General features: G+C 67.8%; 24 protein-coding genes and 1 tRNA gene. 10 read left to right on the forward strand and 15 right to left on the reverse strand.

Going from position 1 to position 22,787, the window contains the following annotated elements; genetic code table 11:
* Nucleotides 1-71 precede the first annotated feature (71 nt).
* Genes queF through surE form a run of 5 tightly spaced genes read right to left on the reverse strand, consistent with a single transcriptional unit; the run spans nt 72 to nt 3,975 of the window.
* Complete coding sequence (gene queF / locus EDC25_RS01910) at nt 72-908, reverse strand: NADPH-dependent 7-cyano-7-deazaguanine reductase QueF (protein WP_123520950.1); 837 nt, start codon at nt 906-908, stop codon at nt 72-74.
* Nucleotides 905-1,477 carry an alpha-ketoglutarate-dependent dioxygenase AlkB family protein gene (locus EDC25_RS01915; RefSeq protein ID WP_205984858.1) on the reverse strand — a complete coding sequence of 191 codons (573 nt, stop codon included), beginning with the start codon at nt 1,475-1,477 and terminating at the stop codon, nt 905-907. The genes queF and EDC25_RS01915 overlap by 4 nt, the downstream gene beginning before the upstream one ends.
* Before the next feature lie 22 nt (nt 1,478-1,499).
* Complete coding sequence (locus tag EDC25_RS01920; RefSeq protein WP_207905696.1) at nt 1,500-2,519, reverse strand: peptidoglycan DD-metalloendopeptidase family protein; 1,020 nt, start codon at nt 2,517-2,519, stop codon at nt 1,500-1,502.
* Nucleotides 2,519-3,199: a protein-L-isoaspartate(D-aspartate) O-methyltransferase gene (locus EDC25_RS01925; RefSeq protein WP_123520815.1), complete on the reverse strand. Its 681-nt coding sequence runs from the start codon at nt 3,197-3,199 to the stop codon at nt 2,519-2,521. The genes EDC25_RS01920 and EDC25_RS01925 overlap by 1 nt, the downstream gene beginning before the upstream one ends.
* Entirely contained in the window at nt 3,196-3,975 is a 780-nt protein-coding gene (gene surE, locus EDC25_RS01930) for a 5'/3'-nucleotidase SurE (RefSeq protein WP_123520816.1), read from the reverse strand. The genes EDC25_RS01925 and surE overlap by 4 nt, the downstream gene beginning before the upstream one ends.
* Before the next feature lie 43 nt (nt 3,976-4,018).
* Here surE and EDC25_RS01935 point away from each other — a divergent pair, with 43 nt between their 5' ends.
* The 4 genes from EDC25_RS01935 to EDC25_RS01950 all read left to right on the forward strand — a co-directional run bounded on the left by EDC25_RS01935 (nt 4,019) and on the right by EDC25_RS01950 (nt 8,202).
* The gene (locus EDC25_RS01935) at nt 4,019-4,612 is read left to right on the forward strand and encodes a Smr/MutS family protein (protein WP_123520817.1); all 594 of its coding nucleotides are present in this window, start codon (nt 4,019-4,021) and stop codon (nt 4,610-4,612) included.
* A gap of 446 nt (nt 4,613-5,058) precedes the next feature.
* Nucleotides 5,059-6,483: a dihydrolipoyl dehydrogenase gene (gene lpdA / locus EDC25_RS01940; protein ID WP_123520818.1), complete on the forward strand. Its 1,425-nt coding sequence runs from the start codon at nt 5,059-5,061 to the stop codon at nt 6,481-6,483.
* A gap of 292 nt (nt 6,484-6,775) precedes the next feature.
* A protein-coding gene (locus tag EDC25_RS01945) for an IS3 family transposase (protein ID WP_123520819.1) occupies nt 6,776-7,911 on the forward strand; the annotation gives its coding sequence in 2 pieces (ribosomal slippage) (nt 6,776-7,013 and nt 7,013-7,911; 1,137 coding nt in all).
* A 9-nt stretch (nt 7,912-7,920) separates the two neighbouring features.
* The gene (locus EDC25_RS01950; RefSeq protein WP_123520820.1) at nt 7,921-8,202 is read left to right on the forward strand and encodes a siderophore-interacting protein; all 282 of its coding nucleotides are present in this window, start codon (nt 7,921-7,923) and stop codon (nt 8,200-8,202) included.
* Between the two features lie 77 nt (nt 8,203-8,279).
* Here the strand turns inward: EDC25_RS01950 and EDC25_RS01955 are convergent, their stop codons facing one another.
* A complete protein-coding gene (locus EDC25_RS01955; RefSeq protein ID WP_164483878.1) occupies nt 8,280-9,917 on the reverse strand; it encodes an FMN-binding glutamate synthase family protein in 1,638 nt (545 codons plus the stop codon).
* 65 nt (nt 9,918-9,982) lie between these two features.
* Here EDC25_RS01955 and EDC25_RS01960 point away from each other — a divergent pair, with 65 nt between their 5' ends.
* A complete protein-coding gene (locus EDC25_RS01960; protein WP_123520865.1) occupies nt 9,983-10,753 on the forward strand; it encodes a TatD family hydrolase in 771 nt (256 codons plus the stop codon).
* 10 nt (nt 10,754-10,763) lie between these two features.
* Here the strand turns inward: EDC25_RS01960 and EDC25_RS01965 are convergent, their stop codons facing one another.
* The gene (locus EDC25_RS01965) at nt 10,764-11,573 is read right to left on the reverse strand and encodes a tRNA threonylcarbamoyladenosine dehydratase (RefSeq protein WP_123520821.1); all 810 of its coding nucleotides are present in this window, start codon (nt 11,571-11,573) and stop codon (nt 10,764-10,766) included.
* Nucleotides 11,574-11,996: 423 nt separating this feature from the next.
* Complete coding sequence (locus EDC25_RS01970; protein WP_123520822.1) at nt 11,997-13,577, reverse strand: hypothetical protein; 1,581 nt, start codon at nt 13,575-13,577, stop codon at nt 11,997-11,999.
* A 229-nt stretch (nt 13,578-13,806) separates the two neighbouring features.
* Here EDC25_RS01970 and EDC25_RS01975 point away from each other — a divergent pair, with 229 nt between their 5' ends.
* From EDC25_RS01975 to EDC25_RS01985, 3 genes are all read left to right on the forward strand, one after another.
* A complete protein-coding gene (locus EDC25_RS01975) occupies nt 13,807-14,205 on the forward strand; it encodes a hypothetical protein (protein WP_123520823.1) in 399 nt (132 codons plus the stop codon).
* 106 nt (nt 14,206-14,311) lie between these two features.
* On the forward strand, nt 14,312-14,761 hold the full coding sequence (locus tag EDC25_RS01980) for a glycine zipper 2TM domain-containing protein (protein WP_123520824.1): 450 nt from the start codon (nt 14,312-14,314) through the stop codon (nt 14,759-14,761).
* A gap of 22 nt (nt 14,762-14,783) precedes the next feature.
* The gene (locus EDC25_RS01985; RefSeq protein ID WP_123520825.1) at nt 14,784-15,578 is read left to right on the forward strand and encodes a hypothetical protein; all 795 of its coding nucleotides are present in this window, start codon (nt 14,784-14,786) and stop codon (nt 15,576-15,578) included.
* A 73-nt stretch (nt 15,579-15,651) separates the two neighbouring features.
* On the opposite strand, the gene EDC25_RS01990 is transcribed toward EDC25_RS01985, so the two are convergent.
* Nucleotides 15,652-15,861 carry a cold-shock protein gene (locus EDC25_RS01990; protein ID WP_123520826.1) on the reverse strand — a complete coding sequence of 70 codons (210 nt, stop codon included), beginning with the start codon at nt 15,859-15,861 and terminating at the stop codon, nt 15,652-15,654.
* A gap of 330 nt (nt 15,862-16,191) precedes the next feature.
* Nucleotides 16,192-16,491 carry a hypothetical protein gene (locus tag EDC25_RS01995; RefSeq protein WP_123520827.1) on the reverse strand — a complete coding sequence of 100 codons (300 nt, stop codon included), beginning with the start codon at nt 16,489-16,491 and terminating at the stop codon, nt 16,192-16,194.
* A gap of 131 nt (nt 16,492-16,622) precedes the next feature.
* Between EDC25_RS01995 and EDC25_RS02000 the strand changes: the two genes are divergently transcribed.
* Nucleotides 16,623-16,877, forward strand: a complete 255-nt coding sequence (locus EDC25_RS02000) for an energy transducer TonB (RefSeq protein ID WP_123520828.1) — start codon at nt 16,623-16,625, stop codon at nt 16,875-16,877.
* A 26-nt stretch (nt 16,878-16,903) separates the two neighbouring features.
* Here EDC25_RS02000 and EDC25_RS02005 read toward each other — a convergent pair whose 3' ends face one another.
* Complete coding sequence (locus tag EDC25_RS02005) at nt 16,904-17,332, reverse strand: Cif family virulence factor (protein ID WP_123520829.1); 429 nt, start codon at nt 17,330-17,332, stop codon at nt 16,904-16,906.
* A gap of 129 nt (nt 17,333-17,461) precedes the next feature.
* Here EDC25_RS02005 and EDC25_RS02010 point away from each other — a divergent pair, with 129 nt between their 5' ends.
* Nucleotides 17,462-19,306, forward strand: a complete 1,845-nt coding sequence (locus EDC25_RS02010) for a M2 family metallopeptidase (RefSeq protein ID WP_132577187.1) — start codon at nt 17,462-17,464, stop codon at nt 19,304-19,306.
* Nucleotides 19,307-19,405: 99 nt separating this feature from the next.
* On the opposite strand, the gene EDC25_RS02015 is transcribed toward EDC25_RS02010, so the two are convergent.
* The 4 genes from EDC25_RS02015 to EDC25_RS02030 form a co-directional block, all read right to left on the reverse strand.
* Nucleotides 19,406-20,542: a PQQ-dependent sugar dehydrogenase gene (locus tag EDC25_RS02015; protein WP_123520830.1), complete on the reverse strand. Its 1,137-nt coding sequence runs from the start codon at nt 20,540-20,542 to the stop codon at nt 19,406-19,408.
* Between the two features lie 181 nt (nt 20,543-20,723).
* A complete protein-coding gene (locus EDC25_RS02020; RefSeq protein WP_123520831.1) occupies nt 20,724-21,350 on the reverse strand; it encodes a 50S ribosomal protein L25/general stress protein Ctc in 627 nt (208 codons plus the stop codon).
* Between the two features lie 126 nt (nt 21,351-21,476).
* Complete coding sequence (locus EDC25_RS02025; protein ID WP_123520832.1) at nt 21,477-22,433, reverse strand: ribose-phosphate diphosphokinase; 957 nt, start codon at nt 22,431-22,433, stop codon at nt 21,477-21,479.
* Between the two features lie 105 nt (nt 22,434-22,538).
* A tRNA-Gln gene (locus tag EDC25_RS02030) sits at nt 22,539-22,614 on the reverse strand.
* Between the last annotated feature and the right edge of the window lie 173 nt (nt 22,615-22,787).

Below are 22,787 nucleotides of genomic sequence, written 5' to 3' on the forward strand. Positions count from 1 at the left end.
TGAAACGCAAGACAAGGATCAAATCCGGCCATCCACCACATCAGGCCGGACGGAAAGCAACGCTGCCGGCGTTATTGCCGCGGCGTGCGGATGTTCGCCGGCGCGGGAAAATGCGCGTCGTTGCTGCGCCAGGGATTGATGTCCAGGCCGCCGCGGCGGGTGAAGCGGGCATAGACAGTCAGTGCCGCCGGCGCGCAGTACCGGAGCACGTCGCTGAAGATGCGTTCCACGCAATGCTCGTGGAAGCCCTGGTGCTGCCGGAACGAAACCAGATAGCGCAGCAGGCCGGCCCGGTCGATGGCGACACCACGAGCGCGCACCTGCACGTCGGCCCAGTCCGGCTGTCCTGTCACCGGGCAGTTGGAACGGAACAGGCGGCTGACCAGGAGCTCTTCGTGCGCGGCTTCCGTCGTCGCCGCGGCCAGGCTCGACGGGTCGATATCCGCAACGGGCGCCAGGCTGACTTCAAGCCCGTCGATGCACTCGCCTTCCAGTTCCGCGAAGGCCGTCATCCGCGACATCGCCGCAGCGGCGTCGATCACCACCTCGACCGTCGCGCCGCTGGCATGGGACAGATCGCGCGCAATGATGGCGCGCAGGTCATCCACCGTCGGGAACTTTTCAAAGGCGAATCCGTTGAGGTACAGCTTCAGCGACTTCGATTCGATGATGCATGGCGAATCGGCCGGCAGGCGGAACGTCGCGATGGCGACCTGCGGGCGCCCACGGGCATCGAGCCAGGACAGCTCGTAGGCGGTCCAGATGTCTTCGCCATGGAATGGCAGGCCGTCGCTGAAACCCAGTATCTCGCGCTGCGCCGAACGCGGGATCGGGAACAGCAGGCGGGCGTCGTACTGGCGCGGATAGGTGGTCTCGCGGCCGAGCGGCGAATGGTCCGGCGTGGTCATGGCGGTTGGATCAGTCGGAAAGTGAGATTGATGCGCAGCCCGATGGCGCGCCGCGTTCGCGGCACGGCGTGCTGCCAGCAGCGCTGGCTGTCCCCGGCCATCAGCAACAGCGAGCCGTGGCCGAGGTCGAGCGCTTCGCGCCGGCCACTGTCGCGATGGCGCAGCAGGAAACGCCGCACGCCGCCGAAACTCGCCGACGCGATCACCGGCCGCGCCCCGAGTTCGGGTTCGTTGTCGCTGTGCCAGCCCATCGCATCACCGCCGTCACGATAGCGGTTGGCGAGGACGGCATTGAAGCGATGGCCGGTCGTCGCGGCGATCCGTTCGCGCAGGCGCTGCAGCAGCGGCGGCCAGGGCAGCGGTTCGTGGTAGTGCCCGGAATAGCGGTATCCGGTGCCGGCATCGCCATACCAGGCGGAAAGGCGCGGCGACGGCACGTCGCGACCGAACAGGCGGACGCGATGCTGCCGCCAGTCCGGCAGGGCATCGAGTGCCGCGAGCAGATCGTCGGATTCGGCTGTCGACCAGAAGGACGGTGCGAGACGGAAATCGCCGTCCGGCCAGTCCAGCCGTGTCCAGGCCGCCGTCACATCACTGGCGCGGCAGGAACTGCAGCGGATCGACGGGGCGGCCGCCACGACGGATCTCGAAATGCAGCTTGTCGCGATCGGTCCCGGTGCGTCCGAGCTCGGCGATCGGCTGGCCGGCGCGCACCTGCTGTCCTTCGTTCACCAGGCGCTTGCGGTTGTGGCCGTAGGCGCTGAGGAACTCGGGCGAATGCTTGATGATGATCAGCTCGCCATAACCGCGCAGGCCGGAACCGGAATACACCACCTCGCCGTCGGCAGCGGCGACCACGGCCTGGCCGCTCTGGCCGGCGATGGCGATGCCCGGCCGCGTCAGGTCGTTGCCAGTGAAACGCTGGATCAGTTCGCCCTGCGTCGGCCAGCGCCAGCGCACGCCGCCGGCATTGTTGGTGGCGGCATTGCCTGCCGGCGCCGGCGCTGGCGTCGATGCGGGCGCGGGCGTCGCGGGCGGCGCAGTGACCGGTGCAGACGGCGCGGTGGCCGGCGGCGGATTCGAGGCGGGCGGCGTCGCGGCGACCGGTGCCGTCGTGACCGGCGCGGTCGTCGCTGGCGCCGGCGGCGGTGCGCTCGCGGGTGCATTGACGGGGGCGGACGCCGCAGGCGGTGCCGGCTGGATGCCGGCCGTCGAGGCCGGCGGACGTGCCGAGGCCGGCGCTGCCGATTCACCCAGCGGCCGCGTTTCCACCGCGCCCGGCTGCAGCGGTTCGGCATGGGCGACCTGCGCGGTTTCACCGCCGCGCGACAGCCGCAGTCGCTGGCCCGGGTAGATCGTGTACGGCGGTGCCAGGCCGTTGATGGCGGCGACATCGCGCCAGTCCACGCCGGCACGGAAGGCGATGCTGTACAGGGTGTCGCCGCGGCTGACGACATGCGTCCCCGCTGCCGACGCGGTGGATGTGCCCTGGCCACCCGCCGGTGACGCGGAGTCTCCGGCATGGCGCACGCGGACCACTTCGGTCCGGGTGACGATGCAGCCGGACAGCAACAGCGTGACGGCGATCATTCCTGCAAGGCGACGCGCCATCACACGATTCCCGGCAACACGGGCACGAAACTCACCGCACCCAGGTCGGTGTCGACGAATTCGCCCTGCACGCGCTGGATGCGACGCAGGCGCTGCACGCCGCCGGCCTCGCCGACCGGCGCCAGCATGAGCCCGCCTTCGGCCAGCTGCTCCAGCCATGCCGGTTCCACGCGCGATGCGGCGGCGGTGACCATGATCGCCGGGAATGGCGACGCATCGGGCCAGCCGAGGCGGCCATCGTCATGGCGGCTGCGCACGCCTTCCAGGCCGAGCTGGCGGAATCGGCGGCGCGCCTGCCGCAGCAGCGGCTCCATGCGTTCGATGGTGAACACCTCGATGCCCAGCGCCGCCAGCACGGCGGCCTGGTAGCCCGAGCCGGTGCCGATCTCCAGCGCGCGCGCGGGAATGCCCGGCTCGATCAGCGATTCGGTCATCTTCGCGACGATGTAAGGCTGCGAGATGGTCTGGCCGCTGCCGATCGGCAGTGCGTTGTCCTCGTAGGCGCGACCGGCAATGGCCTCGTCCACGAACAGGTGCCGTGGCACCATGCGCATCACCTCGAGCACGCGCGGATCGCGGATGCCTTCGGCCTGCAGGCGCTGGATCAGGCGGTCGCGCGCGCGCTGGCCGGTCAGGCCCAGCCCGTGGTCGTCGAGGCGCGGCCGCAGGGTCAGGCTCATGCCCCGGCCTTTCCGGCGTTGTCGCCCAGGCGGCCGATCCAGCTGGCGACCTTTTCCATCGCCTGGTAGCGCGTGAGGTCGACGTGGATCGGCGTCACCGACACGAAGCCACGGCGCACGGCATCGAAGTCGGTACCCGGGCCGGCATCCTGTTCCGGGCCAGCCGGACCGATCCAGTACACGCGACGGCCGCGCGGGTCGAACTGCTCGACGCTGGGTTCGGCACGATGGCGATGCCCAAGGCGCGTGACCTCGAAGCCGCGGATCTCTTCCCACGGCAGGTCGGGCACGTTGACGTTGAGGATGGTGTCGGCCGGCAGCGGATCGACGAGCAGCCGTTCCATCAGCTGCATCACCGCGCGCGCCGCGCTCGGGAAATTCTCGGGCTGGTGGTCGCGGCTGCACAGTGAGACGGCAATGGCCGGCAGGCCGAGGTAGCGCCCTTCCATCGCCGCGGCGACGGTACCGGAATAGATCACGTCGTCGCCGAGATTGGCGGCGTTGTTGATGCCCGAGACGACGAGGTCCGGGTCATCGTCGAGCAGGCCGCAGAGCGCCAGGTGCACGCAGTCCGTCGGCGTGCCGGCAACGCGATGGATGCCCGGCTCGATCTCGGTGACGCGGATGGGCTGGTCCAGCGTCAGCGAGTTGCTCGCGCCGGAGCGGTCGCGGTCGGGGGCGAAGATCGTCACCCGGCCGAGGCGGCCGAGCGTTTCAGCCAGGACGCGGATGCCGGGCGCATCGACGCCATCGTCGTTGCTGATCAATACGTGCATGGGCTTGCGCAAACACAACAGGAGCACAACTATAGCAAGCACCATGCGCGACCAGCGAAACGGCAACCGAACACGCAGCCGCCGTGGCAAACCGGCGCCGGCGCCCTCCGCGACGGCGGATGACGTCGACCTGTTCCGGCAGTCCATCGGCGACATCCGCCCGTTGCGGCCGGTGGACGAGCGCAGCGACCAGCGCGCCCGGCCACCCAGGCCGGTGCCGCGGCAGTTCCTTGCCGACGAGGCACGCGTGCTCGACGAACTGCTCGACGAGCCGACCGGCCCCCTCGCCAGCGAGATCGGCGAGGTGCTGTCCTACCTGCGTGACGGCCATGACCCGCGTCTGCTGCGCCGCCTGAAGAGCGGCACCTTCGCCGTCCAGGACGAAATCGACCTGCATCACCTGCGCCAGCGCGACGCCCGCCGCATCCTGCGCGAGTTCCTCGCCGAGGCCGCCGACCTCGGCCACCGCTGCGTCCGCGTCATCCATGGCAAGGGCCTGCGCTCACCGGAAGGCCCGGTGCTCAAGGCAATGGTCGATGGCCTGCTGCGGCAGCACGGGCACGTCCTCGCCTTCGCCTCGGCGCGGCCGCAGGACGGCGGCACCGGCGCAACGCTTGTCCTGCTTCGCCGCGGCTGAAAACGATCCAGGGCAACGCCAGCGGCAACCGGTTTCGATCTCCCGCAGCGGCGTCCCGTCCAAGCGACGTTTCCCGATTCCGTCCGCGGCGCGACCCGGCCGGCGCGGATCTGTGGCCCGGCCGAGGGCCTGACGGCGTGCGCCAGCCAGCGACCACACCCGCAGCGATGACCACATGGCAAACGCGGCCGCTGCACGGCGGCTCATGTCGCGGCCGGCTGTGGGACAATACGCGCCACGCCACGCGCCCGGCCCGGACGATGTCCGGCCAGGCACGAGGCCGTCGGGATCGCACCCAGTGCCGATCGCGAACCTGCAACCGGACCGCTCCAACGGCGCTTCCGGACGGGTCCGCCGGAGGCGTTCGGGCACAGCGTGACGACGGTCGCGGCGGAACCGGCCTGGAGCAGGCCGCGCTGAATCCCCGTCATTGCCTGGAAGCCACCATGAGCCAACATTTCGACGTCGTTGTCATCGGAGCCGGTCCGGCCGGCTATGTCGCCGCCATCCGCGCCGCCCAGCTCGGCCTGAAGACCGCCTGCATCGACAACTTCATCGGCAAGGACGGAAAGCCCGCCCTCGGCGGCACCTGCCTCAACGTCGGCTGCATTCCGTCGAAAGCGCTGCTGGATTCGTCCAAGCAGTTCCACAACCTGGTGCATGGCTTCAAGGACCACGGCATCAGCGCGCAGAAGCCGGCCATCGATGTCGGCACCATGGTGGGCCGCAAGGACAGGATCGTCAAACAATTCACCGGCGGCATCGCGCAGTTGTTCAAGGCCAACAAGGTCACCGCCATCGCAGGCTTCGGCCAGCTGCAGGCCGGCCGCAAGGTCATCGTGACCACACCGGACGGCTCGACCAGCGAAGTCACCGGCACCAACATCATCCTCGCCGCCGGCTCGGTGCCCATCGAGCTGCCGGGCATGGCCTTCGACGGCGAATACATCGTCGACAACGCCGGTGCGCTGGACTTCCAGGACACCCCGAAGCGCCTGGGCGTGATCGGCGCCGGTGTCATCGGCCTGGAGCTGGGCAGCGTCTGGAAGCGTCTTGGCGCCGATGTCACCGTCCTGGAAGCGATGGACAGCTTCCTCGGCGCCGCCGATGCCGACATCGCCAAGATCGCGCGCCGCGAGTTCGACAAGCAGGGCCTGGCCATCAAGCTCGGCGCCAAGGTGTCGAAGGCCGAGGTCAAGAAGAAGGCCGTCGAAGTCACCTACACGGACAAGGAGGGCGAACAGACGCTGGTGGTCGACCGCCTGCTGGTCGCCGTGGGTCGTCGTGCCGCGACGAAGGGTCTGCTGGCCGAAGGCACCGGCGTGCAGCTGGACGAGCGTGGCCGCGTCGTCGTCGACGAGCACTGCTACACCGGCGTCGAAGGCGTCTGGGCCGTCGGTGACTGCGTACGCGGCCCGATGCTGGCGCACAAGGGCAGCGAGGAAGGCATCGCCGTCGCCGAACTGATCGCCGGCCTGCCCGGCCACGTCAACCTCGACACGATTCCCTGGGTCATCTACACCGAGCCGGAAATCGCCTGGGTCGGCAAGACCGAAAAGGAACTCAAGGACGCCGGCATCCCCTACCGCGTCGGCACCTTCCCGTTCGCCGCCATCGGCCGCGCCGTCGCCATGAACGAAACGGCCGGCCAGGTGAAGATGCTGGCGCACGCTGAAACCGACCGCATCCTCGGCGTGCACATGGTCGGCCCGGTGGTTTCGGAGCTGATCGCCGAATGCGTGGTGGCGATGGAGTTCAAGGGTTCGTCCGAGGACCTGGCCCGCATCGTCCACGCCCACCCGACGCTGTCGGAAGCCGTGCACGAAGCCGCCCTGTCGGTCGACAAGCGCGCCATCCACAAGGGCAATTGAGCGCAGCGGCGGCGCACCTTGCGCCGCCCCGCACCATCGAACGGCGCGCGGCGAAAGCCCGCGCCGTTTGCGTTTCCGATGGCAGGTCAGGGAACGGGTTGTTGCAGACGCACACACCTTGTGCCCAAACGTACAAGGGTCAGCCGGCAAAACCGCCGCTAGGGTGACCGCGGATCGACGGGATCCGCATACGGGAGGATGCAATGGCCATGTCCCTTCTCCGCCAGGCTGAATCGCCCCGTGTTTCGTAGACACCTTGCAGCCATAATCCACGGCAGCAGCAGGAGTGTCCATGAGCAGCAAGCGGTACACGGAAGAGTTCAAGGTTGAAGCGGTCAGGCAGGTGACGGACCGCGGCCACTCGGTGGCAGAGGTGGCCGATCGGCTGGGGGTGTCGATCCACAGCCTCTACACGTGGCGGAAGCAGTACGGTCGGTACGGGCCCGAGCGGGCAGCGACGGCGGACCAGGCGGACGAGTTGCGCCGGCTCAAGTCGGAGCTTCGCCGGGTCACGGAGGAGCGCGACATTCTAAAAAAAGCCGCGGCGTACTTTGCCAAGCAGTCCGGGTGAAGTACGCCTTCATGCGCGACCACGAACGGGAGTTCCAGGTGCGCAGCATGTGCCGGGTGTTGGGCGTGCACCCCAGCGGCTACTACGCCTGGCGTCGGGCACCGCTGTCGGCACGGGCCAAGGACGATCGGCGCGTACTGGGCCTGATCAAGCAGTCCTGGCTGGAGAGCGGGAGCGTGTACGGCTACCGCAAGGTTGCCCGCGACTTGCGTGATCTGGGCGAGCGCTGCGGCAAGCACCGGGTGGCCCGGCTGATGCGTGGCGAAGGCTTGCGGGCGCAAGTTGGTTATCGCCGCCGACCCGGCATGCGCGGAGGCAAGCCGGCCGTGGTCGCAGACAACCATCTGGCACGGCAGTTCGACCCCGTAGCCGCCAATCGTGCCTGGGTCACCGACATCACCTACATCCGCACCCACGAAGGCTGGCTGTACCTGGCGGCGGTCATGGACCTGTTCTCCCGGAAGATCGTCGGCTGGGCGATGGGATCGACCCTGCACACCGACCTGGTGCTGCAGGCGTTGATGATGACGGTGTGGCGCCGCAAGCCGCCCGCCGGACTGCTCATTCACTCCGATCAGGGACCGCAATACACCGGCCACGATTGGCAGGATTTCCTGACAGCCCACGGCCTGGTCAGCAGCATGAGCCGCCGCGGCAACTGCCATGACAACGCGGTCGCCGAAAGCTTCTTCCAGCTCCTCAAGCGCGAGCGCATCAGGCGCCGGATCTACGCTACCCGGGACGAGGCCAAGGCCGACGTCTTCAACTACATCGAGATGTTCTACAACACCCGCAGGCAGCACGGGCACAACGATGGCCTGCCTCCGGTAGAGTTCGAAAAGCGGCAATCAATTTGAGGCTTCGGGGTGTCTACAGAAGCCGGGGCGATTCAACCGGCGTCGCTGCAGGTACAGTGGTGCCATCGCAACGGCACCGCCGCCGGTACCTCGACGGTGCTGGCCGACGCCCTGGCCGCGTTGTCCCTGCCATCCGGCGACGGCTTTGCCTGGCTCGCCTGCGAAAGCCGCCAGGCACGTGCGTTGCGCCAGCACCTGGTGGACACGCGCGGAATGAACCCGCGCCGTGTCAAGGCTGCCGGCTACTGGCGCCTGGGCGCCGCCGGCGTGCACGAAAGCATCGACGATTGATTGTCGGCAGGACGGGATGGCCGGCCCGTCTGCGTTTCGCTTATACGGCCAGAAGCAAAACGGCAGGATCGCCCAACTCAACGCAGTCGACTGGCGCCCATCAGTTCGGCCGGCGCGAAGCTGTTGGCGCGAGCCAGCGGCCAGAAGCGCTGGAACACCGGATGGTCGCTGACGCCTCCGTCCAGCAGTTCGCCCGGCTCCAGCCAGGCGTAGTTGCGCGCCATCGAACGCACCTGGAACGGCGACAGGCGGCGGATGATGTGCTCGGGCCCCAGTTCCGCCGGATGGTGCAGGCCGGCCGCTTCCAGCAATTCGCGCAGGGCGACCAGCGTGTTCTGCTGGAAGCGGTGCACGCGCGTGGCCTTGTCGGGCACGTCCAGGCCGCGCTGGCGCAGCGGGTCCTGGGTGGCGACGCCGGTCGGGCACTTGCCGGTGTGGCAACTCTGCGACTGGATGCAGCCTAGGGCGAACATGAAACCGCGCGCGGCATTGCACCAGTCGGCGCCCAGAGCCAGCGCCCGGGCGAGGTCGAAAGCGGTGACGATCTTGCCGGCGACGGCGATGCGCACGCGGTCGCGCAGGCCACAGCCGACCAGCGTGTTGTGCACCAGGATCAGCGCCTCGCGCATCGGCACTCCGACATGGTCGGTGAACTCCAGTGGCGCCGCACCGGTGCCGCCTTCTCCGCCATCGACGACGATGAAGTCAGGCAGCAGGCCGGTTTCCAGCATCGCCTTGGCGACGGCGAACCACTCCCACGGATGCCCGATGGCGAGCTTGAAGCCGGTCGGTTTGCCACCGGACAGTTCGCGCAACTGCGTGATGAATTCCAGCAGGCCGGTCGGCGTCGAGAAACTCGAATGGGCGGCCGGCGAGAGGCAGTCGACACCAACCGGCACGCCGCGCGCCTCGGCGATTTCCGGCGTCACCTTCGGCCCGGGCAGGATGCCGCCCTGCCCCGGCTTCGCGCCCTGGCTGAGCTTGAGCTCGATCATCTTCACCTGCGGCTCGCGCGCCTGGACGCGGAAACGCTCGGCGTCGAAGCGCCCGTCCTCCGTCCGGCAGCCGAAGTAGCCCGAACCGATCTCCCAGACCAGGTCACCTCCATGCACGCGATGGTGGCGGGAGATCGAACCTTCGCCGGTGTCGTGGTAGAAGCCGCCGCGACGCGCACCTTCGTTGAGCGCCAGGATCGCGTTCGCCGACAGCGAACCGAAACTCATCGCCGAGATGTTGAACACGCTGCAGGAGTACGGTTGCTCGCGGTTCGCACCAACGCGGACGCGGAAATCATGGTCGGGAATGGTGGTCGGCTGCAGCGAGTGGTTGATCCACTCGTAGTCGGAATCGTAGGTGTTGTATTGCGTGCCGAACGGACGCTTGTCCAGCTCCTGCTTGGCGCGCTGGTAGACGATCGCGCGCTGTTGCCGCGAGAACGGCAGCTCATCGTGATCACCCTCGATCAGGTACTGGCGGAGCTCCGGGCGCACGCTTTCGAACAAGTAGCGGAAATGCCCCAGCAGCGGATAGTTGCGCAGCACCGCGCGGCGCTTCTGCAGCATGTCGTGGATGCCCAGGACAACCAGCGCCAGCGAAGCCGCCAGCCAGAACCCTGCCGCCCAGTGCCGCGTCGACCACGCCACCCATACTGCCAGCACGGTCATCACCACCACCAGAACGAAGGCCGCATAGCGACCGAACACCAGTCCTCGCATCATCGTCTCCAACAACCGGCGGAAAGCTTAGCAGGCCACTGCATGCGATCATGCCCGGCATGGACGTGCAGATCATCGACAGCCATTGCCATCTCGACGCCACCGAGTTCGACGGGGACCGCGAGGGAGCGCTTCGCCGAGCGCGCGAGGCCGGCGTCGTCGCCCAGGTCCTGCCGGCGGTCGATGCCGACAGCTGGCCGGTATTGCGCAACCTTTGCCAGACGCACGCCGACCTGCATCCGGCCTACGGACTGCATCCCCTGTTCCTCGATCGGCACCGTGTCGAACATCTCGACGACTTGCGCAACTGGCTCCTGAAGGAGCGTGCCGTCGCGGTCGGCGAATGCGGCCTGGATTTCTGGGTCGAAGGACTGGATCGCGCAGCGCAGATGCGGTTCTTCGTCGCCCAACTGGAACTGGCGCGCGACTTCGACCTGCCGGTGATCCTCCATGCGCGCAAGGCACTGGACGAAGTCACCGCGGCCCTACGCCGCATCGGTGGGCTGCGCGGCGTCGTGCACAGCTTCTCCGGCAGTCGCGAACAGGCCGAGGCGCTATGGAAGCTGGGCTTCCACGTGGGCATTGGCGGACCGGTCACCTACCCGCGCGCCAATCGCCTGCGCGGCATCGTCGCCGAGATGCCGATCGAATGGCTGCTGCTGGAAACCGACAGCCCCGACCAGCCGCTGCATGGTCACCAGGGCCGCCGAAACGAGCCCGCCCGCCTCGTGGACGTGCTCGCCACGGTCGCCGCACTGCGCGGCGAGTCCAGCGCGGACGTGGCCGATGCCACGACCGCCAACGCGAACCGGCTGTTCGGTCTGCGCTGCCCGTAACGGTTCGTCGTCAGGCAGACGGCGCGAGCGGCTGCAGCAGCCGCTCGATGGCCCGGCCGGCAATGGCCATGCCGAAGGCGGCGGTGACGTGCGTCGCCGCGCCGAGGCTGGCATCGCAATCCAGGCGCATCGCGTCGCCGGAAGTGGGCCGCAAGCCGCAGACGGTTCCGTCGGGCTGCGGGTAACGCACGTTCTCCAGCGAGAACACGGCGGGAATGCCGAAGCTGCGCTTGGGATTGCGGGCGAAGCCGAAGTCCTGGCGCAGCTTCTTGCGGATCAGCGACAGCATCGCGTCGTGTTCCGTCTTTGACAGGTCGCGCACGGTGATGGCGGTGGGATCGGCGCGACCGCCGGCCGAACCGCAGACGATCAGTGGTTGCCGGTTGCGCTTGCACCAGGCGACGGTTTCCAGCTTGACGCGAAACGCATCGCAGGCATCCAGTACCAGCTCGTAACCACGGCCCAGCAGGTCGTCCAGGTTTGACGGCGTGAGGAACTGCTCGAGCGCATTGACCTGGATGTCGGGATTGATCGCGCGCGCGCGCTCGGCCAGCACCTCCACCTTGGGGCGACCGTAGTTGCCCATCAGCGCCGGCAACTGGCGATTGGTGTTGCTCAGGCAGACATCGTCGCCGTCGATCAGCGTCAGCGCTCCCACCGCCGAGCGGGCCAGCGCTTCCACCAGCCAGGAGCCCACGCCGCCCACGCCCACGACGCAGACATGCGCACGACCGAGCCGGGCGACGCTGCCGGCACCGTACAGGCGTTCGATGCCGGCAAAGCGGACGGCGTGGTGGTCTTCAACAGCGGGCGCGTTCATGGGTTGCGATCAGGTCGGCGGCGGGAACGGGACCGACGGCGGGCGCCGATCCGATGCGGTGTCACCCGTACGATTCCGGGGACCGCCATTCTTCCCGCTTCCAGCGGCGAGGGAAAGCACCAGACGGGCGGTCTCGCCGCGCCTGCGCCGAGGCGAACCGCCGATCGCAGCTGGCGGCGCCTCGGGTTGCTGGTTTCGATGCGTACCGGCGACCCCGGCTTGCTGGGCGCGGTGACCACGGCGTCGGGCAAGCGTCGCGGACGCGCTGCCGGATGGCTGTCAGCAACGGGCGGTTCCCCGGTTGGCGCAGCGGCCCGAAAGCAGTATGCCTTCTGGCCGACCTCCTTCAATCCCGATGGTGGAGGTGTGCAGCAGTGGATGAGGCGCGTACCGGAGCCGTCATCCACACGGCAGAGTCGACGCTTACGGCAACTGGAAGCCGTCGGCGAAGATCCGGTCGTCCTGATAGACCCAGACTGCTCCGCGCCGCCCCGCTCCCGCGAGCGTGATCCCCGTGCGCGGGTAACCGACGAACATCCGCCGCTCGTTGACACTGAACGCCAGGCTGTGCCCCAGGTGGCCTTCGTCCAGCGCAAGCGCACCCAGTGGGGCGGGCCGGACTTCACCCTGGTAGCCATTCACCGAATAACCTTCACTGGAACGGCGCAACTCGACCAGCCCGACCTCGTCCGCGGCGGCACCGCCCGTGAACGTACCGCCCGTTCGCGGTGCACCGATGGCAATCAAGCTGTCGAATCCGATGGCCACCGCGCCGCCGAAACGCATGCCGCCGTGGAATCCGTCCGGCAGGTTGACCGCATTGCCGACTTCCATCGCAGCCCAGCCGGACGTCACCTCGTCGAGTTGGTAGCGGTGCGCGGTGCCCGGGCCGGGCAGTCCACTGCCGGCGACGGCATTGTTTGGAGCACCGACCACAAGCTGCGTCCGGTTCATCGCCAGCGCCGTGCCAAAGCCGGAAAGCAGGTGGTTGCTCGCCGAGGCCAGTGTCAGGCCAGTGGTCAGCGACCAGTCCGCCGTGTTGAGCGGACGCGAATACATGTAGACCGCACCGCTGGGCAGGACATCGCCGACATAGACGCGGTTCGGCGCGCCGACCGCCAGCCGCACGGTCAGCGGCGGGAATCCCGGCGAGGGTGATTCGAACATGGCCACGGCGTGACCGAAGCGGGCGCCGGCGAAATTGCCCGATGGCGCCAGTGTCTCCTCGGCCCCGAACACACCGGTCAGGTCGTTGCGACGGTGGATGACGACACTGCCGGTTTCGAGGCTGTCGCTGGCGCGCAGTGCGGTCGGACAACCGACGGCCAGATAGTTGCGCGTCATCGCCAGGGAGAATCCGCATCGGCCATCGGCATAGCCCGGGTGACCGCTTGACGCCGCGAACTGCCCCATCGTGTCCGCCTGTCGCCATACCCGTGTCCAGCCGGGCCGCTGGGTGCCGGAGGCGTTGTCCGTTTCCGGGCAGCCGAAGGCGACGTAGGGCATCCGCAGCGCGACCGCATGGCCGCAGCGCGATCCCGCCGGTGAATTCGTCACGGTGATGCGCTGGTGCAGTGTCCAGCCACCGCCACTGCGATGGAACAGGAACACGGCGCCGTGGTCGGCGGTGCCGTGGGTGGCATGGGTCCAGCGCGTGCCGGGCGCGCCAACCGCCAGCCAGTCGCCGTCCGCGGCGATGCTGTAACCGAACTCGGGGCCATTTTCGCCCTGCGCCGGAAGGTCGCTGAAGTCACCGACCACGACATGGGTGCGAACCAGCCCGTGGACGTCGGTGATGCCGGCCGTCGCCTCGGAGGCAGGCAGAAACGAGGCAGGCGGCGGCAGGCCGTTTTCGGCGCGCAGAGCCGCTTCCACCTGCTGCCATTCATCCGGCGCAATGCCGTCCGGCAGCGCATTCGCGAAAGTGGGCGTGGCCAGGACGCAGGCGGCCATGGCGACAGCGGCATGCCGCAGTGTGCGGCCGGTTGGGGCGGTCATCTTCATTCAAGTGCTCCAGCTTGTGATTGGTGCGCAGGAACCGCGGCGGCCTCGCCATCGACGGTCCTTTCACCACCTGGAACGCGGAGCGCGCCGATCAGGGGCCACGTGGAATGCACACAGGTTCCCGGTGGCTCGTCGCCCGGGCCACCAGCCGGCTATCCTTGCCGCTCTGTCATGTCATGCAGCCGGACGCCCGCGCGTTCGCACTGCGGGTGAATCCAGCGAGGCTTTCATGGGCAAGAAAACACTGGTCGTCCTGCTGATCGGCCTGGTCGTCGGCGCGGTATGCGCCTTTTCCGTCGCGCAGGCGTTGGCCAAGAAGGGCGCGCATGGTCGCGCCACGATGATCGTGCTGGCGCGCCACGTCGATCACCTGCGCGCATTGCAGGACGATGCCGCCTGCACTGGCGGGAAGGCCTGGTCAAGGTTGCAGCAGATCCACTTCGCCGCACGGGAAATCGACTTCGCTTTCGCGACGCCGGAAGGCCCCGACCCGGGCTTCGCACGACGCAGCCAGGAATTCCAGTCGGCGACGGTCCTCCCTGAAAAACTTTCAGGCTGCGCCGACCTCGACAGCTGGCTTGGCGAGGTCCGCAAGGGTTGCCAGGCCTGCCATCGCGACTACCGCTGAACGGGTGCGGAAGACGGCGGTTTTCTTAGAGGACCGTTCAGATCCCGCGGTTTAGGGTTAGTCGCAACGCAAGCGTCCGCGCCTGCCCAAACAGGAGAACCGTCCCATGATTGCCCGCATCCTTACCCTCGCACTGGTTTCCCTTTCGCTGACGGCCTGCGCCACCAGCGGTTACAACCGTTCCGGTTACGGTTATGGCACGGCCCCGGGCGGCTACGCCTATTGCCAGCACTGTGGCGTCGTCGATCGCATAGAAGTGTTCTACGGCGAACGCCGCGCCGGCGGCGGTGGTGCCGTTGTCGGCGCGATCGTCGGTGGCGTTCTCGGCAGCCAGGTCGGCAGCGGTCGCGGTCGCGATGCCGCGACGGTGGCCGGCGCTGTCGCCGGTGGCGTTGCCGGACACCAGATCGAAAAGAACGTGCGTGGCGCTCCGACCTACGACGTGTTCGTGACCATGGATGACGGCCGTCGCCTGGTGCTCACGCAGCGCGACATCTACAGCCTGCGCGAAGGCTCGCGCGTGCGCGTGTCCGGCAATCGCGCCCGCCCGCTGTAAAGCCCGGGCGCAGGAGACTGTCATGCGCACCTTTGCATTACTGATCGGCGTTCTTGCCTCCGGAACCGCCCTGTCGGCCAGCGCCGCGTCAGCGCTTGACGCGGTGCTCGCCTGCGAAGAGGCCGGCGCGTGGTCGCGGGGCCACGAGGACCTCGCAGCCTCCGCCACCGCAGCCGGCTTCAGCTGTCGCGAACACAATGGCGTGCGCAGCTTGCGACTGTCCTGCACGGGTGGAACCGCACGCGCGTTCGGCACGCCGGTACGCGAGTTTGAACTGGCCCGGCAGGCCGATGGCAGCCGCATTCTTTCGGTGGTCCTCAACAGCGGCCCGGCGGCGGTCAGGCCGAAAGTGCCGGAGGGCGTGAGCGCCGATACCGGCATGCACGTCGAACTGGATACGCGTGAAGACGGTCGTGCCGAAGTGCGTTGTCGCATGGCCGGCGATCTGCCGCCACACGGCAGCGTTGCCGGGACGCTGGATTTCCGCGGTCAGCAGCCCGTCCCTGCCATGCGCGTGTGCGCCACGCCCGTCGATCGCCGCAGCGAACCCACCTGCGTCCTGACATCGACCGGCCAGCGCGATTACGTGATCGAGCACCTGCCCGCCGGTGACTACTACCTCACGGCGTTCGCCACCGAGGACAATCCGAACCGCCTGTTCGGCGTCTACAGCAGCCCGATGGCGGATTGCCCGTCCTCGACCGGTTGCGAGCGCCAGCGCCTGCAGAAGGTGACGGTCCTGCCCGGCGAGGTGCATGGCGCTATCGATCCGAACACGCTGATGCCTGAACTGCCGGCGATCCTGCGCGGCCGGTAGTCACCACCGGCAACAAAAAACCCCGGCTTTCCAGCCGGGGTCTCCCTCCCTGCCTCTTGTTCTCCTGTCAGCTTCAGGCCGGCGAAACTTCGTCCGCCTGCAGGCCCTTCTGGCCCTGGACCACCTTGAAGCTCACCTTCTGGCCTTCCTGCAGGCTGCGGAAGCCCGTTCCCTGGATGGCCCGGAAGTGGACAAAAACATCGGGACCATTGTCCCGGCTGATGAACCCGAATCCCTTGGCATCGTTGAACCACTTCACGGTGCCGATCTGCCGGTCAGACATGTACACACTCCGAAACGATTTGTAGACAAGGCCGTATCGGGACGGCCGACTTACTGGATGTACGGATAGCGGAGCAGGCGGCGGATGCCGGGCTGCAACGCGTCAGGTCCGGCATCTGACCCCTCGGCACAGGCGACCGTCCAGGACCAGTGCCTGAAGTATACGTGAATGAAATACGCTCTTGACAAGTGGGCACCAGCACCATTTCCGACGACGAAATGAATCGTTTTCGCGCCTGAGCGAATCATGAATGGGATTCATTCCCATGTATGGCCCTTTGTCAGGGCCCGGGGTACCACATGTCAAGGACCCAACGGGCAGGGATGCCGGTCACTCCAGGGAGATCGCCATGAGCCGGACAACTCCGACCGAACCGCTGAGCTGGCGCCGCATCGGTGCACTGAGTTCAACCGTCAACCTGCATGTGCTTGCCGTCGCCGCCGCCTTCTTGGCGATGAACGCGCCGCGCACGCCGCTCGACCTGGTGCGCGCACCACCGCCGCCGATGACCGTGGAGCTGCGCGACCCGCCACCCATCGAGGCGCCGGTGGTACCCGTGGCCGAAACCGTGCCACCGGTGAGCCGCCCGGAGCCGCGGCCGCGTCCGCTGCCGGTGGTCGACGAGGCCATCCCTGCCGTCGCGACCGGCGCCGCGGCAAGCCTCGAAGCGCCGCCGGATTCCCGATTCGCACCGGTGGCGGCCGATACGGCTTCGACGCCTGCGGTGCCTCCCGGCGAAGCGGCCTCCGTCGCCTACGACCATGCGCCGGCGCCGGCCTACCCCCCCGCTGTCGCGTACGCGTGGCGAGGAAGGCGAAGTCCTGCTGCGCGTCCTGGTGGGCGTCGACGGTCGCACCACGCAGGTCCGCCTGCATCGCAGCAGCGGCCATGCCCGCCTGGACCGCTCGGCGCTCAACGCGGTACAGCGCTGGCGCTTCCGTCCGGCGCGCGTCGATGGCGTGCCGCGCGAGGCGTGGATCGTGATACCCGTGAACTTCAGCCTCGGACGCGGCTGAATGCCCGGCGCGACTGGACCGGCCGCTCAGTCGGTCCAGTTCGCGCTGACGCAGCGCCACTGGCCGTCGTCCTCGCGCCAGACGCTTTCGACCTTCACATGCCGGCCGCTGTCCGGCAGCCAGCCACCGGCGCTGCCGGTGACCACGGCATCGACCTTCACGGTCGCGCGCCCACCCGCGTGGAGCCGGATCTCGTAGGGGCCGGTGCTGATGCCGATCCGTTCGCGACGCAGCGTCAGCGCGCGCAACCAGCCATGCAGCTGGCGGCGGTCGAATTGGCCGTCGTTGCCATTGAAATCCGGCCCGACATGCTCGATGAACCCGGCAATGTCTCCGTCTTCAATGGCGGTCTCCATGGCGGCCATTGTTTCCCGCAGCCGCTGCTCGGCCGGCACCCGGGTGCACGCGCACATCAGCAACGCCAGACCCGTTGCGAGCACGCCCTTGAAAGTCATTCGCGAGCCCATCGCCACCGCACCTCCATCACCTGACAGGCAACTGTATCGCGCCGGCCGCACCCGGGCCGTACTTGCGCAGCTACCCTGCTCCACCTAGCCTGCCGGCACCTACAGGGAGACACCCGAATGACCCGAACCCTCCTGCTTCCCGCGCTGATCGCCGTCGCGCTGTCAGGCCCTGCGCAGTCCGGCAGCGCCGATGCCGGCAACCGCGGTGGCGCAAGCGCAAAGTCCGTCGATGCGGCGGCCGCACGCGACTTCGTGGCCCGCATCAATGACGAATACCGCGCCAGCTATCCGGAACTGTCGTCGGCGCAATGGATCGCCTCGACCTACATCAACGGCGATTCGCAGCTGGTCGCCGCCAAGGCGAACGAGCGCAACCTGGCCTGGCTCAACCAGACCAACGAAGCGGCCAAGGTGTTCGCATCGGTGCCGGGCATCGACGCGGCCAGCGCACGCACGCTCGGACTGCTGAAACTGCAGACGGCGATGCCTGCGCCCTCCGATGCCGCCCGGCGCAGTGAACTGGCCGCCATCGCGGCGCGCATGGAAGCCCTCTATGGTTCCGGCAAGCACTGCGGCGATCCGGGCAACGAAGCGACCTGCCGCGATCTCGGCGAGCTCTCCGACGTGCTGTACAAGGATCGCGACTGGGATGCACAGCTGGATGCCTGGCGCGGCTGGCACACCATCTCGCGCCCGATGCGTCGCGACTACGTGCGCTTCGTGGAGCTGGTCAACGAAGGCTCGCGCGAACTGGGCTTCGCCAATGGCGGCGAGATGTGGCGCGCCGGCTACGACATGAGCCCGGCGGAGTTCGAGGCGGAAACCGATCGCCTGTGGGACCAGGTGAAGCCGCTGTACGAGTCCCTGCACTGCCACGTCCGCCATGCGCTGGGCACGCGCTATGGCGACCGCATGCCGGAGGACGGCACCATCCCGGCACACGTGACCGGCAACATGTGGGCGCAGGACTGGTCGGCGCTGTATCCGCTGGTGGAGCCGTATCCGGGGGTGACCAGCCTTGACGTCGATGCCGCCATCGAGGCCAGTGGCATGGATGCGACGGCGATGACGCGTCGCGCCGAGGATTTCTACACCTCGCTGGGCATGCCGGCGCTGCCGGCGTCGTTCTACCAGCGCTCGCAGTTCACCAAGCCCGCCGACCGCGAGGTCGTCTGCCACGCTTCGGCCTGGGACATGGACATGCAGGGCGATGTGCGCATCAAGATGTGCATCAAGCCGAACGAGGAGGAATTCCGCACCATCTACCACGAGCTTGGCCACATCTATTACTACCTGGCCTACAACGCACTGCCGCCTCTGTTCCAGAACGGCGCGCATGACGGCTTCCACGAAGCCATCGGCGACACGGTCATGCTGTCGCTGACGCCTTCGTACCTCTCCAGCATCGGCCTGGTGCCGGCGGCAGCCGAGAACCCGCAGGCCACGCTCAACGAGCAGATGAAACTGGCGCTGGAGAAGGTGGTGTTCCTGCCCTTCGGCAAGCTCATCGACCAGTGGCGCTGGGCGGTGTTCGACGGCCGCATCAAGCCGGAGCGCTACAACGACGGCTGGTGGCAGCTGCGCCGCCAGTACCAGGGCATCAGCGCCGAAGGCCGGACCGAAGAGGATTTCGATCCGGGCGCCAAGTACCATGTCCCGGGCAACACGCCATACACGCGCTACTTCCTCGCCCACATCCTGCAGTTCCAGTTCCACAAGGCGCTCTGCGACGCCGCCGGCCACACCGGTCCGCTGCACACCTGCTCGGTGTATGGCAATAAGGCCGCCGGCGAAAAGTTCTGGGCCATGCTGCAGCGGGGCAACAGCCAGCCATGGCAGCTGACGCTGCGCGAGCTGACCGGAACCGGGCAGATGGATGCCAGCGCGATCCTGGATTACTTCGCGCCGTTGAAGACCTGGCTCGACGAGCAGAACGCCGGCCGCGACTGCGGCTGGCGATAACCGGCCGGGTTGCTCTCAGCAAGGCAGGACGCCGGTCGCGATGCCGTGGCCGGCGTGACCATGGCCCGGCGCAGGATGCGCCGGGCTTTTTTCCATCCCTCAGGCGCGCGGTTCGATTGCGACCCGCAGCAGCTTGCCATCCGCTTCGTCGGTGAGCAGGTACAGGAAACCGTCCGGCCCGACGCGCACGTCGCGGATGCGCTTCTTCATGTCGAGGAGGATGCGCTCCTCGTGCACCACGCGCTCGCCGTCCAGCTCAAGCCGCGCAACCAGCTGGAACGCCAGCGCGCCGACGAACAGGTTGCCCTTCCAGTCCGGGAAGCGGTCGTGGTCGTAGAACGCCATCCCGCTGGGCGCGATCGAAGGTTTCCACATGTGTAACGGCTGCTCCATGCCTTCGCGCTCAGTGCCCTCGGCTTCCGGGATCGGCTGACCTGAGTAGTTGATGCCGTAGGTGATGACGGGCCAGCCGTAGTTGCCGCCGGCGCGCGCGATGTTGATCTCGTCGCCGCCGCGCGGACCGTGCTCGTGCGTCCAGAGCTCGCCGGTCACCGGGTGCAGCGCCGCACCCTGCACGTTGCGATGGCCGTATGACCAGATCTCGGGCATGGCATCGCGTGTTTGCGTGAACGGGTTGTCGTCCGGCACCAGGCCGCTCGTGAAAATGCGCACGACCTTGCCCTGGTGGCGGTCGAGGCGCTGCGCATCGGCGCGCTGGTTGCGTTCGCCCAGCGTGATGAACAGGTGGCCGCGGCCATCGGGAACCAGCCGTGACCCGAAGTGGACGTCGCCCTGCGCGACCTTCGGCTCCTGGCGGAACAGCAGCTCCACGTCCTTGAGTTCATCGCCTTCCAGGCGCGCCGACGACACGGCGGTACCAGCGCCGTTGCGAAGCTTTTCCGCATAGGACAGGTAGAGGACGCCGTTGTCGGCGAATCGTGGATCAAGGGCGATGTCGAGCAGCCCACCCTGGCCCTGGTAGTGCACTTCGGGAACGCCCTTGACCGGATCGGAAACCGTCCCGTCGGGCGATACAATGCGCAGGCGGCCCGGACGCTCGGTCACCAGCATGCGTCCGTCGGGCATGAAGGCCACCGACCACGGAAACTGCAGTCCCGATGCGACGGTCGTGACGCGAAGCGGGCCTTTCTCGCTGGAATGAACCGCGTCGGCGGCCAGCGCGGGCACCGGGCCTGCCAGGAATGTGGCGGCAATGATCGAGGCGATGAAGCGCATGGGCAGGTCTCCTGTCAGGACCGGGCAAGCCTAACCCAGTACGCCGGCAGTGACCGCCGCAGAGGGGTCCGCGCTCAGCGGCCGTTGGCATCCGCCGCGCCATGCATGAACGCGCCGTGCCGCCGGCAAATGAAAAGGGCGGGGAGATCCCCGCCCTTCCGGAAGCGGACCGCCGAAGCAATTACTTCTTGTCGCCCTCGGCTTCACCCTCGGCCGGCTCTTCCTCGGCCTGGACTTCGCGGGCGGTGACCACGGCGTGGTCGTGTTCCTTGCCCAGCTTCAGTTCCGGGATTTCCACGCCATCCGGCAGCTTCAGGTCGGACAGGTGGACGATGTCGCCGACCTGCAGGTTGCCCAGGTCGATTTCGATGTGCTCCGGCAGGTTGCGCGGCAGGCACGCGACTTCGACGTCGGTGAACGCGTGCGAGATGACGACGCCGGAGGTCTTGCCGGCCGGCGACTTGTCCTCATTGAGGAAGTGCAGCGGCACGCGGACGCGGATCGCCTGGCTCAGGTCGACGCGCTGGAAGTCCAGATGCAGGATCTGCTGCTTGAACGGATGACGCTGCAGGTCACGCAGCAGCACCGGCTGGACATCGCCGTTGAGGCTCAGGTCGAGGATGGCCGAGTAGAACCACTCGTTCTGCGACAGCAGCCAGACGGTGTTGTGATCCATCTGGATGGACTTCGGCTCCAGGTCGCCGCCATAGACAATGGCGGGCACCTTGCCTGCATGACGGAGGCGGCGGCTCGCACCCTTCCCTCCCGCATCACGCAGTTCGACTTCGATCTTGTGGCTGGTTGCCATGGTTTTCTCTCTTGCTTCAGTGTTGCCTTTCGGCTGGGCGCCTCCGCCGCGACCAGCGGAGGCTCGGAACGGAACCCGACGGCCAGGCCGGCGTCGCAACGCCGGTCCGGGCGACGTGCCCCGGAATCAATCCACGTACAGCGAACTCACCGACTGCCCGAAGGCGATGCGGCGGATGGTTTCGGCGAGCAGCTCGGCGACGCTGAGCTGGCGGATGCGGCTGCACTGGCGCGCACGCGGGCTCAGGGCGATGGTGTCGGTCACCACCAGCTCGTCGAGCACCGAACCCTCGACGTTCTCGATCGCCGCGCCGGAAAGCACCGGATGGGTGCAGTAGGCGACGACGCGACGGGCGCCGCGCTCCTTCAGCGCGCGCGCCGCGGCGCACAGCGTGCCGGCGGTGTCGACGATGTCGTCGACCAGCACGCACAGCTTGTCCTGCACGTCGCCGATGATGTTCATCACCGTCGACTCGTTCGGACGCGGGCGACGCTTGTCGATGATCGCCAGGTCGGCATCGTCCAGGCGCTTCGCGATCGCGCGCGCGCGCACGACGCCACCGACGTCCGGCGACACCACGATCAGGTCGTCGGAACCCTGCTGGCGCCAGATATCGGCGAGCAGCACCGGCGAGGCATAGACGTTGTCGACCGGCACCTCGAAGAAACCCTGGATCTGGTCGGCATGCAGGTCGACGGTCAGCACCCGGTCGGTACCGACGGCACCGATCATCTTCGCCGCCAGCTTGGCGGTGATCGGCACGCGCGCCGAGCGCGGGCGACGGTCCTGGCGGGCATAGCCGAAGTACGGCATCACCGCGGTCACCGACGACGCCGATGCGCGCTTGAGCGCGTCGATGATGGCCAGCAGCTCCATGAAGTGGCTTGCCGTCGGCGCGCTGGTGGGCTGGATCACGAACACTTCCTGCCGACGCACGTTCTCTTCGATCTCAACCTGGACCTCGCCGTCGGAAAAGGTTCCGACCAGGGCCTTGCCCAACGGAATGCCCAGCTCATGGCCGATCGCCTCGGCAAGAGGCCGGTTGGCGTTGCCGCTGAAGATCAGGATGCCGTCGGTGTTCATGGGTGCGCCTGCTGGCATGTGGTGGCGACGACGTCGCCGGTTGAAACCAAGATGCACGGTGCGGAATATCCGCACCCGCGTCGTTACCGACGACGCGAAACGGTGTGGCTGGGGCGGAAGGACTCGAACCTTCGAATGCGGGAATCAAAATCCCGTGCCTTACCAGCTTGGCGACGCCCCAAATCTCTGTGGAAGGTCGGGCATCCTGCCGCGACTTCCACTTCGCAGGGCCGGGCAAAGCCCGCTCCTGCTCCACCCGCCGCGTTGCCGCGTCGGGTGGCGGTACATCCTGTACCGCATTGCGCGCTGTCGATCCGCTCTCGCGATCATCCGCAGCGCCCCGGCATCCTGCCG

This window comes from Pseudofulvimonas gallinarii (assembly GCF_004343305.1).
In the GTDB taxonomy this organism is placed as follows: domain Bacteria; phylum Pseudomonadota; class Gammaproteobacteria; order Xanthomonadales; family UBA2363; genus Pseudofulvimonas; species Pseudofulvimonas gallinarii.

What these genes read in the sequence shown, in the direction of transcription:
- EDC25_RS02005 (WP_123520829.1), bottom strand. Translation starts at nt 17,332, where the DNA reads ATGACTTTCAAGGGCGTGCTCGCAACGGGTCTGGCGTTGCTGATGTGC.
- EDC25_RS01985 (WP_123520825.1), top strand. Translation starts at nt 14,784, where the DNA reads ATGCGCACCTTTGCATTACTGATCGGCGTTCTTGCCTCCGGAACCGCC.
- EDC25_RS02020 (WP_123520831.1), bottom strand. Translation starts at nt 21,350, where the DNA reads ATGGCAACCAGCCACAAGATCGAAGTCGAACTGCGTGATGCGGGAGGG.
- EDC25_RS02000 (WP_123520828.1), top strand. Translation starts at nt 16,623, where the DNA reads ATGCGCCGGCGCCGGCCTACCCCCCCGCTGTCGCGTACGCGTGGCGAG.
- EDC25_RS01990 (WP_123520826.1), bottom strand. Translation starts at nt 15,861, where the DNA reads ATGTCTGACCGGCAGATCGGCACCGTGAAGTGGTTCAACGATGCCAAG.
- EDC25_RS01920 (WP_207905696.1), bottom strand. Translation starts at nt 2,519, where the DNA reads ATGGCGCGTCGCCTTGCAGGAATGATCGCCGTCACGCTGTTGCTGTCC.
- EDC25_RS01970 (WP_123520822.1), bottom strand. Translation starts at nt 13,577, where the DNA reads ATGAAGATGACCGCCCCAACCGGCCGCACACTGCGGCATGCCGCTGTC.
- EDC25_RS02010 (WP_132577187.1), top strand. Translation starts at nt 17,462, where the DNA reads ATGACCCGAACCCTCCTGCTTCCCGCGCTGATCGCCGTCGCGCTGTCA.
- EDC25_RS01995 (WP_123520827.1), bottom strand. Translation starts at nt 16,491, where the DNA reads ATGGCCTCGTCGACCACCGGCAGCGGACGCGGCCGCGGCTCCGGGCGG.
- EDC25_RS01975 (WP_123520823.1), top strand. Translation starts at nt 13,807, where the DNA reads ATGGGCAAGAAAACACTGGTCGTCCTGCTGATCGGCCTGGTCGTCGGC.
- EDC25_RS01965 (WP_123520821.1), bottom strand. Translation starts at nt 11,573, where the DNA reads ATGAACGCGCCCGCTGTTGAAGACCACCACGCCGTCCGCTTTGCCGGC.
- EDC25_RS01935 (WP_123520817.1), top strand. Translation starts at nt 4,019, where the DNA reads ATGCGCGACCAGCGAAACGGCAACCGAACACGCAGCCGCCGTGGCAAA.
- EDC25_RS02025 (WP_123520832.1), bottom strand. Translation starts at nt 22,433, where the DNA reads ATGAACACCGACGGCATCCTGATCTTCAGCGGCAACGCCAACCGGCCT.
- surE (WP_123520816.1), bottom strand. Translation starts at nt 3,975, where the DNA reads ATGCACGTATTGATCAGCAACGACGATGGCGTCGATGCGCCCGGCATC.
- EDC25_RS01925 (WP_123520815.1), bottom strand. Translation starts at nt 3,199, where the DNA reads ATGAGCCTGACCCTGCGGCCGCGCCTCGACGACCACGGGCTGGGCCTG.
- lpdA (WP_123520818.1), top strand. Translation starts at nt 5,059, where the DNA reads ATGAGCCAACATTTCGACGTCGTTGTCATCGGAGCCGGTCCGGCCGGC.
- EDC25_RS01980 (WP_123520824.1), top strand. Translation starts at nt 14,312, where the DNA reads ATGATTGCCCGCATCCTTACCCTCGCACTGGTTTCCCTTTCGCTGACG.
- EDC25_RS02015 (WP_123520830.1), bottom strand. Translation starts at nt 20,542, where the DNA reads ATGCGCTTCATCGCCTCGATCATTGCCGCCACATTCCTGGCAGGCCCG.
- queF (WP_123520950.1), bottom strand. Translation starts at nt 908, where the DNA reads ATGACCACGCCGGACCATTCGCCGCTCGGCCGCGAGACCACCTATCCG.
- EDC25_RS01955 (WP_164483878.1), bottom strand. Translation starts at nt 9,917, where the DNA reads ATGCGAGGACTGGTGTTCGGTCGCTATGCGGCCTTCGTTCTGGTGGTG.